Source organism: Streptomyces sp. NPDC019531 (genome assembly GCF_044903305.1).
In the GTDB taxonomy this organism is placed as follows: Bacteria; Actinomycetota; Actinomycetes; order Streptomycetales; family Streptomycetaceae; genus Streptomyces.
This window is the reverse complement of the sequence record NZ_JBJDQL010000001.1, coordinates 295,261-307,694: the sequence shown is the minus strand read 5'-3', so window position 1 is coordinate 307,694 and position 12,434 is coordinate 295,261. Positions and strand designations below refer to the sequence as shown.

Annotated in this window: 10 protein-coding genes; 5 read left to right on the top strand and 5 right to left on the bottom strand. The window is 70.5% G+C overall.

Features of this window, described 5'->3' with window-relative positions; all coding sequences use genetic code 11:
• Positions 1-100: 100 nt before the first annotated feature.
• Positions 101-1,474, bottom strand: coding sequence for a hypothetical protein (locus tag ACI2L1_RS01450; protein WP_404737258.1), 1,374 nt, complete (start codon positions 1,472-1,474; stop codon positions 101-103).
• 80 nt (positions 1,475-1,554) lie between these two features.
• On the opposite strand from ACI2L1_RS01450, the gene ACI2L1_RS01445 reads away from it, so the two are divergent.
• From ACI2L1_RS01445 to ACI2L1_RS01435, 3 genes are read left to right on the top strand one after another with little or no spacing between them, the layout of a single operon-like run.
• A complete protein-coding gene (locus ACI2L1_RS01445; protein WP_404737257.1) occupies positions 1,555-2,631 on the top strand; it encodes a hypothetical protein in 1,077 nt (358 codons plus the stop codon).
• 44 nt (positions 2,632-2,675) lie between these two features.
• Positions 2,676-3,644, top strand: coding sequence for a phosphotransferase family protein (locus ACI2L1_RS01440; protein ID WP_404737256.1), 969 nt, complete (start codon positions 2,676-2,678; stop codon positions 3,642-3,644).
• A 5-nt stretch (positions 3,645-3,649) separates the two neighbouring features.
• The gene (locus tag ACI2L1_RS01435; protein WP_404737255.1) at positions 3,650-3,955 is read left to right on the top strand and encodes a hypothetical protein; all 306 of its coding nucleotides are present in this window, start codon (positions 3,650-3,652) and stop codon (positions 3,953-3,955) included.
• On the opposite strand, the gene ACI2L1_RS01430 is transcribed toward ACI2L1_RS01435, so the two are convergent.
• From ACI2L1_RS01430 to ACI2L1_RS01415, 4 genes are read right to left on the bottom strand one after another with little or no spacing between them, the layout of a single operon-like run.
• Positions 3,936-4,706 (bottom strand): succinate dehydrogenase/fumarate reductase iron-sulfur subunit, encoded by a 771-nt coding sequence (locus ACI2L1_RS01430; protein WP_404737254.1) that lies wholly within the window; start codon positions 4,704-4,706, stop codon positions 3,936-3,938. The genes ACI2L1_RS01435 and ACI2L1_RS01430 overlap by 20 nt on opposite strands.
• Positions 4,703-6,655, bottom strand: a complete 1,953-nt coding sequence (locus ACI2L1_RS01425; RefSeq protein ID WP_404737253.1) for a fumarate reductase/succinate dehydrogenase flavoprotein subunit — start codon at positions 6,653-6,655, stop codon at positions 4,703-4,705. The genes ACI2L1_RS01430 and ACI2L1_RS01425 overlap by 4 nt, the downstream gene beginning before the upstream one ends.
• Complete coding sequence (locus ACI2L1_RS01420) at positions 6,655-7,491, bottom strand: hypothetical protein (protein ID WP_404737252.1); 837 nt, start codon at positions 7,489-7,491, stop codon at positions 6,655-6,657. Before ACI2L1_RS01420 ends, ACI2L1_RS01425 begins: the two co-directional genes overlap by 1 nt.
• A gap of 19 nt (positions 7,492-7,510) precedes the next feature.
• Positions 7,511-7,801, bottom strand: a complete 291-nt coding sequence (locus ACI2L1_RS01415) for a hypothetical protein (protein ID WP_404737251.1) — start codon at positions 7,799-7,801, stop codon at positions 7,511-7,513.
• Between the two features lie 293 nt (positions 7,802-8,094).
• Between ACI2L1_RS01415 and ACI2L1_RS01410 the strand changes: the two genes are divergently transcribed.
• Together ACI2L1_RS01410 and typA are read left to right on the top strand one after the other, a co-directional pair.
• A complete protein-coding gene (locus ACI2L1_RS01410; RefSeq protein WP_404737250.1) occupies positions 8,095-10,392 on the top strand; it encodes an ABC transporter family substrate-binding protein in 2,298 nt (765 codons plus the stop codon).
• Positions 10,393-10,518: 126 nt separating this feature from the next.
• A complete protein-coding gene (gene typA / locus ACI2L1_RS01405) occupies positions 10,519-12,426 on the top strand; it encodes a translational GTPase TypA (protein WP_404737249.1) in 1,908 nt (635 codons plus the stop codon).
• The last annotated feature ends 8 nt before the right edge of the window (positions 12,427-12,434 follow it).

Here is a 12,434-nt window from a genome sequence, read left to right as displayed (position 1 = left end):
GGGTCCCTCCCGCTCGAGCGAAGCCGAGAGTGGTGGAGCGACCGGCCATGCCGACGCCGCCGACGAAAGACGGCATGACACGGCACCTCCAGCGGAGCGCTCAGGCAGGGTGCCCGCGCAGTCGTACGTCCAGCTCCGCGAGGTCACGGGCCTCGCGGGCCAGGGTGTCCGCCCGCGGGAGATCGTCGGTCGTACGGGCCTCCGACAGCCGGACCCGGGCCTCGGCGCCGACGGCCTCGCGGTGGACGGCGATGTAGTCGTCCGCGGCGGCCACGGACTCCCGGGCGACCAGCAGTGCGGCGGCCGGGAGCACCCCGGACCGACCGCTCGCGAGAGGAGCGGTCGCCTGCACGATCCGGCGCAGGACGCCGAGGGCGTCGTACGCGTGCCCGGACGTCGTTTCCCGTCGTACGGCGGCCAGGACCGAGTCGGCGTGCAGCAGCCGGGCGTGGGTCTCGCCCTCGGGAGTGCCACGGACGGGCGCCAGTTCCGCCTCCGCGCCCGTGAGGGCGGACGGGATCAGACGGGCGGCCTCGGCGAGCGCCGAGTCCAGCCGGGTCACGGCCGTCACCAGCACATCCGCCCGGGAGATCGCGCTCTCCGCCGCGCGGAGGTGGTGGGCCGCCTCGTCCGGCCGGCCGGAGGCGCTGGCCTGGTGGGTCCGGTTGAGCCGGCCGGCGGCGGTGACCAGGCTGTCCTTGGCCAGCTCGACGTACCCGGTGACGGAGTCACTTGGGGGCACGGTCTTCGCCTCGGCCGTGCGGGCGGTCAGCTCACGGAAGCGGGTCTCGGCCGACGCCAGGGCCCCCGCGGGGTCCTCCTCCAGCGCCCGCAGACCGCGCAGGTTCTCCCCGTCGGCGGTCAGCCGCCGCTCGGCCTCCTCGCAGCGGCCCACGACTCCCGCGAGCGCCGCCGCCTCCTCCGGTACGCCGGCGTCGTACCGTCGGCGTATCGCGCACGCGGCGGACAGCTCGGCCTCCGCCGCCTCGGCCGCCCGGACGAACGGGACCATGGCCTCGGGGCCGAACCCGGCCTCGGCGAAGGGGAGTTCCTCGCGGAAGGCGCGGAGGCGGTTGTCCGCGTCGACGAGCGCGGTCCGGGAACGGTCGTCGAGGTCGGCGCGCGGAGGAGCGGTCGCGGGGGAGGGGTACGCGCCGACGTGGGTCGTACCGGGGGCCGCCGGTGTCGTACGGCTGCGGGTGCGGCGTATCCGGCGCAGGGAGCCGTAGGCGGCGAGGCCGACGACCACGACGAGGGCGGCAACCGGCATGACGAGGTCGGCGGAGGAGTCGTCGTCCGCGGACGCGGCGGCACCGGTACGCGCGCCCGCAACCACGGTCTCGTCATTGATCGTCATGCACGACAACACCAGCCACACGACCGCGGCCACCACGCCCAGCAGGGCATGCGCCACCCGCACGGATATGTGCGAGCGGCCCCGCCGCGGGCGGCCCCGTATGAAGGATGACGTCACATTTCGGAGCGTATGGGCCGGAATGCGGGGACGCGAGCGGGGCGGGGTGGCGGAGGTACGGCGAGAGGGCGGGGGAGCGGATGTCGGACGGGCAGGACATACAGCCGGGCGGGGACGGCGAGGGCGAGAAGGACCTACCGGCGCCGAAGCCGAGACGCCGCCGTTGGATTCGCTGGAGCGTGCTCGGGCTCGCGCTCGTCGTCCTGCTCCCCCTCCTCACCGTCGCCGTCGCCCTCCGGCTCAACTACACCGGCGCCCCGGCCGACGGCACCCGCACCCGCGGCAAGGACGCGATCTGGCTCGGCCACGCCTGGGTGGACGGCCGCAGGACCGACGCCGACGTCGCCGCCCTCGCCCGCCGCCTCCGGGACACCGGCATCCGGGATCTGTACGTCCACGCGGGCCCCCTGGAGCACGACGGAACCCTGCCCCGGTCGGCGTATCCGAAGGCGCGTGGGCTGATCGGCGCCATGCATGAGGCGGCGCCCGGCATCCGGGTCCAGGCCTGGCTGGGCGACAAGCTCGCCACCGAGAGCCCGGACGGGCTGCGCCTGTCCGAGCGGGACACCCGCGTCGCCGTCGTCCGCTCCACCCGCCAGATCCTCGCCGCCGGATTCGACGGCGCCCACTTCGACCTGGAGCCCCTGCACTCCGGCGACGAGGACTACCTCGACCTCCTGGGCGCCCTCCACCAGGTCACCCGCGCCCAGGGCGTGCCCCTGTCCGTCGCCGCCCACCAGATCGACCCGCTGCCCGCACTGCACTCCGTCGCGGGCACCCTCACCGGGCACCCCAAGTGGTGGTCGCAGGCCTACTTCGGCCGGGTCGCGCGACGCGTCGACCAGATCGCGGTGATGTCGTACGACACGTCGACGCCGTTGGAGAGCCTCTACGGCGGCTACGTCGCCCAGCAGACCTCGCTGGCCCTGGAGGTGACCCCGCCCTCGACGGACCTCCTGATGGGCCTGCCCTTCTTCCACGAGAACAAGCTCGGCCACCGGGCCGCCGCGGAGACGGTCCCCGCGGCCGTCCGGGGCGTCCGCCTCGGCCTGTCCCGCACAGACGCGGACCGGGCGAACTTCGGGGTGGCGCTGTACGTGGACTTCGCGGCGACGGAGGGGGACTGGAGGGCGTACGAGAGGGACTGGATCCGCTGAAAACAACAGGCGCTCGACAGCACCCGCCTGCGAGCATCTCCCGAATGACCACCACCCGCAGACACCTCACCCGCGACGACCTCGCCCCCCTCGCCCGCGCCGCGACCGGCCGCACTCCCGCCGCCGTCACCCGCCTCCGCGGCGGCACCAAGAAGGGCGTCTACCGGCTCACCCTGGACGACGACACGACCGTCGTCGCCTATGTGTGGTCCGCCGACGAGGACTACTGGGACTCCGGCCCGTCCGACCTCCGCGACCCCTTCTCCCCCGGCACGAGCCTCGACGTGTTCACCGCCGCCCACGACCGCCTGGTCGCGGCCGGTGTCCGCACCCCCCGCCTCCTGTACTCCGACACCACGCTGGACGCCGTGGTCGTCGAGGACATGCCCGGGGGCAGCCTGGAGGAGGCCCTGGAACGGGACCCGGTCGCGGGCCGTGCAGCCCTGGACCAGCTGGCCGCCGAGCTCGCGACCCTGCACGCCCAGGAAGGCCCCGCCTTCGGCAAGGTCGGGCTCGTCGACAACGGCGGTACCTCGTCGTCGAGTTCGTGCGAGCGGCGCATCACCGAGGGCGCCCTGCGCCACATCGAGCAGGCAGCCGTACGGGACGAGCGGATCGCCGGCGTACGGGAGGAGCTCGAGGAGACCGTGCGACGGCTCGCGGCGGCCGTACGGCCCCGGGACCGCCACACCCTCATCCACGGCGAACTCGGCGCCGACCACGTCCTGTTGGACGCCCAGGGCCGTCCCGCCCTGATCGACATCGAAGGCCTCATGTACTTCGACGTCGAGTGGGAGCACGTCTTCCTGCGGATCCGCTTCGGCCCGCACTACGACGCCCTCCACGCCCCCGACCTGGACGAGGACCGGGTGCGTCTGTACCGCCTCGCCATGCACGTGTCCCTGGTCGCGGGGCCCCTGCGCCTCATCGAGGGCGACTTCCCGAACCCGGAGTGGATGCGGGAGATCGCGGAGTCCAACCTGGTCAGGGTGCTGGACCTCGTGCGACGATGATCGGTATGCACGAGGTACTGGAGATCCTTTCGGTCCTGGTCCTGACGACCGGCGTGGTGCTCTCCGTGGCCGCGATCAGCGTGGGTTGGCTCACGCCGGGCCGGGGGCGGGCCAAGGTGCTGCGGCCCCGGGTGTGGGGTTACGGCACCCTGATCGCCATGGCCGGTATCGGCACCTTCCTGTTCGTCGGCCCGCTCCACGGACCGGACATGGGCAACTTCGCGGTCGCGATGGGCGGCATGGCCGTGTTCGCCGCGGGGCTGTACGTCCAGCGGCAGTCCATGAAGCCGGCTAGGAAGACCTCCTCCTGATCTTCGACCCCAGCCACACCAGCGGGTCGTACTTGCGGTCGACGGCCCTTTCCTTCAAGGGGATCAGCGCGTTGTCCGTGATCTTGATGCCCTCGGGGCAGACCTCCGTGCAGCACTTGGTGATGTTGCAGTAGCCGAGACCGTGCTCGTCCTGGGCCGTCTTCTTGCGGTCCAGGCCGGTGTCCTCGGCCGCGTCCAGCGGGTGCATGTCCAGTTCCGCCACCCGCATGAGGAACCGGGGGCCCGCGAACGCCGTCTTGTTCTCCTCGTGGTCACGGACGACATGGCAGGTGTCCTGGCACAGGAAGCACTCGATGCACTTGCGGAACTCCTGCGAGCGGTCCACGTCCTCCTGCATCATCCGGTACTCACCGGGGCCGAGATCGGAGGGCGGCACGAACGCCGGGACCTCGCGCGCCTTCTGGTAGTTGAATCCGACGTCCGTGACCAGGTCGCGGACCACCGGGAAGGCCCGCAGGGGCGTGACGGTGATCGTCTCCTCCGGCGTGAACACCGACATACGGGTCATGCACATCAGCCGGGGTCGCCCGTTGATCTCCGCCGAGCACGAACCGCACTTGCCCGCCTTGCAGTTCCAGCGGACGGCAAGGTCGGGCGCCTGGGTGGCCTGGAGGCGGTGGATGATGTCAAGGACCACCTCGCCCTCGTTGACGTCGACCTTGAAGTCCTCCAGGTCACCGCCCTTCACATCCCCCCGCCACACCTTGAAGTGGGCCGTGTAGCCGCTCATTCGTACAGCTCCTCTTCGGCGAGGTACTTGACCAGCTCCTCCTTGTCGAAGAGGGCGAGCAGGTCGGCGCGGATGGGGTCGGTGGTCTCACGGGTGAGGTCGATCTGGCCCCGGACCGGGTCCGTGGCCGCCAACCCGCCCGTCGGGTCGGTCAGTTGGCACAACAGGTTGACGTTGCGCCACTCGCGGTCCATCGCCGGATGGTCCTCGCGGGTGTGCCCGCCGCGCGACTCGGTCCGCTCCAGCGCGGCCCGCGCCACGCACTCGCTGACCAGCAGCATGTTCCGGAGGTCAAGCGCGAGGTGCCAGCCCGGGTTGAACTGCCGGTGCCCCTCGACCCCGGCCCGCCGGGCCCGTACCCGCAGATCCGCGAGCCTCTCCAGCGCCTGCTCCATCTCGCCCTCGCGGCGGATGATCCCGACCAGATCGTTCATCGCCTGCTGGAGCTCCTGGTGCAGGGTGTACGGGTTCTCCGGAGGCCCTACGGCGGGTTCCGCGCCCTCCGCCGAGAACGGCCGCAGCGCCTCGGCGGCCGCCGCGTCGACCTGGGCCTCGTCCAGGGGCGGCCGGTCCGTCGAGGTCACGTACTCGGCCGCGTGCCACCCAGCCCGGCGCCCGAAGACCAGCAGGTCGGAGAGAGAGTTCCCGCCGAGCCGGTTCGAGCCGTGCATACCGCCGGCCACCTCTCCGGCCGCGAACAGCCCCGGCACCCCGCGCGCCGCCGCCGTGTCCGACTCGACCGCGATACCGCCCATCACGTAGTGACAGGTCGGCCCGACCTCCATCGGCTCGGCCGTGATGTCGACATCCGCCAGCTCCTTGAACTGGTGGTACATGGACGGCAGCCGGCGCCGGATGACCTCGGCCGGCATGCGCGTGGACACGTCCAGGAAGACCCCGCCGTGCGGCGATCCCCGGCCCTCCTTCACCTCGGAGTTGATGGCCCTGGCCACCTCGTCCCGGGGCAGCAGCTCGGGAGGACGCCGGTTGTTGTCCGGGTCCTCGTACCAGCGGTCGCCCTCCTCCTCGGACTCGGCGTACTTCTCCTTGAAGACGTCCGGGACGTAGTCGAACATGAACCGCTTGCCGTCGGAGTTGCGCAGCACACCGCCGTCACCACGCACCGACTCGGTGACGAGGATGCCCTTCACCGACGGCGGCCAGACCATGCCGGTCGGGTGGAACTGCACGAACTCCATGTTCAGCAGGGGCGCGCCCGCGAGCAGGGCCAGTGCGTGGCCGTCTCCCGTGTACTCCCACGAGTTCGACGTCACCTTGAAGGACTTGCCGATGCCACCGGTGGCGATGACCACGGCAGGCGCTTCGAGGACGAAGAAACGACCCGTCTCACGGTCGTAGGCGAAGACCCCGGAGACCCGGGAGCCCGCGGCGGAGCCGCTGTCGGACACCGTCTTCAACACCCGTGTGACCGTGCACTCCTGATAGACCTTCAGGCGCGACTCGTAGTCGCCGGTCTCGCGATGGTCCTCCTGCTGGAGCGCGACGATCTTCTGCTGGAGCGTACGGATCAGTTCCAGGCCCGTGCGGTCGCCGACGTGGGCGAGGCGCGGGTACTCGTGGCCGCCGAAGTTGCGCTGGGAGATCCGGCCGTCCTTCGTACGGTCGAAGAGGGCGCCCCAGGTCTCCAGCTCCCAGACCCGGTCCGGGGCCTCCTGGGCATGCAGTTCGGCCATCCGCCACTGGTTGAGGAACTTGCCGCCGCGCATGGTGTCGCGGAAGTGGACCTGCCAGTTGTCGTTCGAGTTGGCGTTGCCCATGCTGGCCGCGATGCCGCCCTCGGCCATCACCGTGTGCGCCTTGCCGAACAGCGACTTGCAGATCACCGCCGTACGGGCGCCGCGCTCGCGGGCCTCGATCGCGGCCCTGAGCCCGGCACCTCCCGCGCCGACCACGACGACGTCCCACTCCTGTCGGTCGACCACGGACATCAGAAAAACCTCGGATCGTCGAAAGCGCCGGAGGCGACCAGGAACACATAGAAGTCGGCGAGCGCCACGCTCACCAGCGAGGCCCAGGCGAGCAGCATGTGGCGGGCGTTCAGCCTGCCCACGAACTGCCAGGCCTTGAATCGCACGGGATGCTTGGAGAAGTGCCTGAGCTTTCCGCCGACGATGTGCCGACAGGAGTGGCAGGACAGGGTGTACGCCCAGATCAGCACGATGTTGACCAGGAACACCAGGGTGCCGAGGCCCATGTGGCCCCACTCGTAGTGCTCGTCGCGGAACGCGAGCACGGTGTCGTAGGTCAGGATGCCGGCGACCACGATCGCGGCGTAGAAGAAGTACCGGTGGATGTTCTGCAGGATCAGCGGGAAGCGGGTCTCACCGGTGTACTTCTTGTGCGGCTCGGCCACCGCGCAGGCCGGCGGGGACGCCCAGAAGCCCCGGTAGTAGGCCTTGCGGTAGTAGTAGCAGGTCAGGCGGAAGCCGAGCGGGAAGATCAGGATGATGATCGCGGGCGAGATGCCCCACCAGCCGCCGAAGATCTCCCAGTTGGGGCCGTGGCGCATGGGCTCGCAGCGCTCGGCGAGACACGGGGAGTAGAACGGCGAGACATACGGGGCCGCGTAGTAGTCCGTGTCGGCGAAGGCCCGCCACGTCGAGTACACGATGAAGGCGAACAGCCCGGCGGCGGTGGCCGCAGGCGCCAGCCACCAGCGGTCGGTGCGCAGGTGCGGGGCGTCGATCGCGGCGCGCGTACCGGCGCGTACGCCGCCGCTCACGGTATGGGATTCGGTGTCGGGAGGTTCCGTACCAGTGGCCAACTCTTGACTCCGGTCGGGTTCAGGGGGCTCGACGGTCGCGGGCCCCCAGACCCTCGTCGTCCGAGTCCGTCCACAGGCTGTTGTCGTAGGGGGTGTCGGAGATGGAGACCAGATCCGGGCGCCGGGTCTTCGCGAGCCCCGGGTCGGTCTCCTTCAGCAGCGCGAGGCTCTCGCGCAGCCGGTCGGCGTCCATTCGGACGCGGCGCATCTCAAGGCCGCCGCTGCCCAACTGCTGCTCCAGGCGTTTTACATACCGGAGCACTTCGTCGAGCGAACGCTGGGCCGATGCCAGTTCGTCGTGCACGGACATGACGTGACCTCACTTCCGCGGGCGCCATCGCCCTGGGCAGGAACGGTCATGCGCCTGCGAGTGTTGCGCGTCACACCTGCCGCTGGGAAGGCATGTGCATGGATTGGCGGATCGTGAGCCTCCGCGCGCGCCCCCCACGCGCCGCTCATTGCGCCACACGGGTGGGCTTCCACGCCGTTTTCGCCGTGTCGCCGCCCTCTGCCGACCCCTTTCCTCTTCAGTGGGCCGCATACATCTGATCAGCTCCATACTCCGCCAAACGTGACGGCGGCGCACTCCCGGAGGTAACCGGCATGTCCCACCCCGCCGTCGGACTGCGCGCGGTCCTGCGCTCGGTCGCCTTCCTCACCGCGGGTGCGCTCGCGGTGCCCGTGCTCGCCGGGTGCGGTTCCGAGGACAAGGCGAGCAAGCCGCTCGCGGAGCAGGACATCGCGCCCGCCGCGCGCAACCAGGTGGCCGACGGCGGCACGCTGCACTGGGCCGTGGACGCTGTACCGGAGACCCTGAACACCTTCCAGTCGGACGCGGACGCGACCACCACCACCGTCGCCCAGGCCGTCCTGCCGTCGATGTACCGCCTCGACGCGAACGGGCGGCCGCAGGTGAACCCGGACTACCTGGAGTCGGCGAAGGTCGTCGAGACCGAGCCGAAGCAGGTCGTGCTGTACAAGCTGAACCAGCAGGCCGTGTGGAGCGACGGCAGGGAGATCGGCGCCGCCGACTTCGCCGCCCAGTGGCGTGCCCTGTCAGGCAAGGACTCCGCGTACTGGACCGCCCGCAACGCCGGCTACGACCGCATCGAGAAGATCGAACGCGGGGCCGACGACCTGGAGGTCCGGGTCACTTTCGCGCGGACGTACGCCGACTGGCGCTCGCTGTTCTCGCCGCTGTACCCCAAGGACGTCATGGGCACCCCGGACTCCTTCAACGACTCGGCCCGCAAGAAGCTCAAGGTCACCGCCGGTCCCTTCACGCTGAAGAAGGTCGACCGCAAGGGCGACGAGGTCGTCCTCGCCCGCAGTACCCGCTGGTGGGGCCACCCCGCCAAGCTCGACGAGATCGTGCTGCGCGCCGTACCCCGCGACGAGCGTGCCACCGCGCTGGCCGCCGGCAAGGCCGACCTCGCCGAGATCGACCCCGAGGCCCTCGGCCGCATCAACCTCGCCGCCCGCGCGGGCGCCAAGGCAGGCAGCACCCCGCTCGCGGGCCCGGGCGGTCTCCCGGCCCAAGGCTCCGGCAGCAACCTGGGCGCCGCCGAGTCCCTGCGCTCCTGGGCCGTCGCCCACGGGGACGACGAGGACGCCGCCGACGACGAGATCAGCGCCCGCGAGAAGAAGAGCGAGGCGATCGCGGAGTACGAGCGTCAGCAGACGGCCCTCAAGGGCTTCGAGGTCCGCAAGTCCCTCGAACCGGCCTACACACAGCTCGCCCTGAACGGCGCCGCCGGACCGCTCGCCGACGAGCGGGTGCGCCGGGCCGTGGCCCGCGCCATCGACCGCAAGGCGCTGGCGCGTGTCGTCCTCAGCCCGCTCGGACTGCCCGCCGTACCCGTCGGCAGCCATCTCGCGCTCTCCGGCCAGGACGCCTACGCGGACAACAGCGGCGCGCTCGGCGGCCAGGACACCAAGGAGGCGTCGGCGCTGCTCGCGGACGCCGGCTGGGTGCTCGGCGGGCCCGTGGAGAAGGGGAAGGAGAAGGGGAAGGAGAAGGGGAAGGAGAAGGGGAAGGAGAAGGGGGAGGAGAAGGGCGAGAAGGCGGCCGGGGCCAAGGGCCGAAAGTCCGAGCGGGACTCCGAGGACGGGGACGACGGGACGTACATCGTCGGCGAGGACGACAAGAGCGACGACAAGGACTCCAAGGACTCCAAGGACTCCAAGGACCACGCGAAGAAGAGCGACGGCGACGCCCGGCAGCTCGCGCAGGACGGCAAGCAGTACGCGAACGGGCTCAAGCAGGGCGGGGCACCGGCCGGGGCGTACGCACCCAAGGGCACGCCCGCCCCGGCTGCCGCGGCGGCCAAGGCGCTGGCCAAGGACGGCAAAGCGCTCACTCTGAAGTTCGTGCTGCCGTCGGGGCCGGGGTCCGAGACACTGCGGACCGTGGCCGAGCGGATCTCCTCGATGCTGCAGAAGGTCGGCATCCGGACCGAGATCTCCAAGGTGTCCGACGAGAGCTACTTCAAGGACCACATCGCGTCCGGGCAGTACGACCTCGCCCTGTACTCCTGGCCGGCCACCGCCTTCCCGGCGACCGACGCCCGGCCGATCTTCGCCAAGCCGGTACCGGCCGCCGACGGCTCGCTGAACGTGGAGCAGAACTACACACGGGTCGGCACGGACCAGGTGGACCAGCTCTTCGACCAGGCCCTCACCACACTGGACCAGGGCAGGAGCCGGGGCCTGATCCGCAAGGCCGACTCCCGGATCTGGGCGGCCGCCGGATCCATCCCGCTGTACCAGCGGCCCCAGCTGTCCGCCGCGAAGAAGGACGTGGTGAACGCCGGTGCCTTCGGCTTCCAGACGCCGGTCTACGAGGACATGGGCTTCCTGAAGAAGGGCGCGAGGGCCGCGGCGGGTCGCGCCGGGGACTGAGCCCGGCGAGCCCCCGCCCGGGAGGCACCGTACGATGGGGTGAGGCCGTGGCATGTTGAGCCCGGCAGGGTCCGCGTAACACAGACGTACGCGTCGGCCTTCCTCACACTCCAGGAGTACGCCTTCATGGCCACGCGCCACGACATCCGTAACGTCGCCATCGTCGCCCACGTCGACCACGGCAAGACGACCCTCGTCGACGCCATGCTGAAGCAGGCCGGTGCCTTCGCGGCGCATGCCGCCGAGTCGCTCGACGACCGCATGATGGACTCGAACGACCTGGAGCGTGAGAAGGGCATCACGATCCTGGCCAAGAACACGGCCGTGAAGTACCACCCGAAGGATGGCGGAGACGTCATCACCATCAACATCATCGACACCCCGGGCCACGCCGACTTCGGTGGCGAGGTCGAGCGCGGTCTGTCGATGGTGGACGCGGTGGTGCTGCTGGTCGACGCCTCCGAGGGCCCACTGCCGCAGACCCGCTTCGTGCTGCGCAAGGCGCTGCAGGCCCGGCTGCCCGTCATCCTGTGCATCAACAAGACGGACCGCCCCGACTCGCGCATCGACGAGGTCGTGAACGAGGCCTACGACCTCTTCCTCGACCTCGACGCCGACGAGGACCAGATCGAGTTCCCGATCGTCTACGCGTGTGCGCGGGACGGTGTGGCCTCGCTGACCAAGCCCGAGGACGGCACTGTCCCGCAGGACAGCGACAGCCTGGAGCCGTTCTTCTCCACGATCCTGTCCCACGTCCCGGCCCCCGAGTACGACGAGGCGGCCCCGCTCCAGGCGCACGTCACCAACCTGGACGCGGACAACTTCCTCGGCCGTATCGCGCTGCTCCGCGTCGAGCAGGGCGAGCTGCGCAAGGGCCAGACCGTCACCTGGATCAAGCGCGACGGCACCATGTCCAGCGTGCGCATCACCGAGCTGCTGATGACCGAGGCGCTCACCCGCAAGCCCGCCGAGAAGGCCGGCCCGGGTGACATCTGCGCGGTCGCCGGTATCTCGGACATCATGATCGGCGAGACCCTCGCCGACCCCGAGAACCCGATCCCGCTGCCGCTGATCACGGTCGACGAGCCGGCGATCTCCATGACCATCGGTACCAACACCTCGCCGCTGGTCGGTCGTGGCGGTACCGGCAAGGGCGCCGAAAACAAGGCCGCGGTCAAGGACCGCAAGGTGACCGCCCGTCAGGTCAAGGACCGCCTCGACCGCGAGCTGGTCGGCAACGTCTCCCTCCGGGTGCTCGACACCGAGCGTCCGGACGCCTGGGAGGTCCAGGGCCGTGGTGAGCTGGCGCTCGCCATCCTGGTCGAGCAGATGCGCCGCGAGGGCTTCGAGCTGACCATCGGCAAGCCCCAGGTCGTCACCAAGGAGGTCGACGGCAAGGTCTACGAGCCCGTCGAGCGCATGACGATCGACGTGCCCGAGGAGCACATGGGCGCGGTCACGCAGCTCATGGGTGTCCGCAAGGGCCGTATGGACAACATGTCGAACCACGGCTCCGGCTGGGTGCGCATGGAGTTCGTCGTGCCGTCCCGTGGTCTGATCGGTTTCCGGACGGAGTTCCTGACCCAGACCCGCGGTACGGGCATCGGCCACTCCATCCACGAGGGCCATGAGCCCTGGTTCGGCCAGCTCCAGACCCGCAACAACGGCTCCCTGGTCGCCGACCGCGCCGGTGCCGTCACCGCGTTCGCTATGACGAACCTTCAAGAGCGCGGCGTGCTGTTCACCGACCCCGGCACCGAGGTGTACGAGGGCATGATCGTCGGCGAGAACTCGCGCTCCGACGACATGGACGTGAACATCACCAAGGAGAAGAAGCTCACCAACATGCGGTCCTCCTCGGCCGATTCGTTCGAGGCGATCGTCCCGCCGCGCAAGCTCTCCCTTGAGCAGTCGCTGGAGTTCTGCCGCGACGACGAGTGCGTGGAGGTCACCCCGGAGGCGGTTCGCATCCGCAAGGTGAACCTGGACGCCCGCGAGCGCGCCCGCGCCGCGAGCCGCGCCAAGCACGGCTGATCCGACCG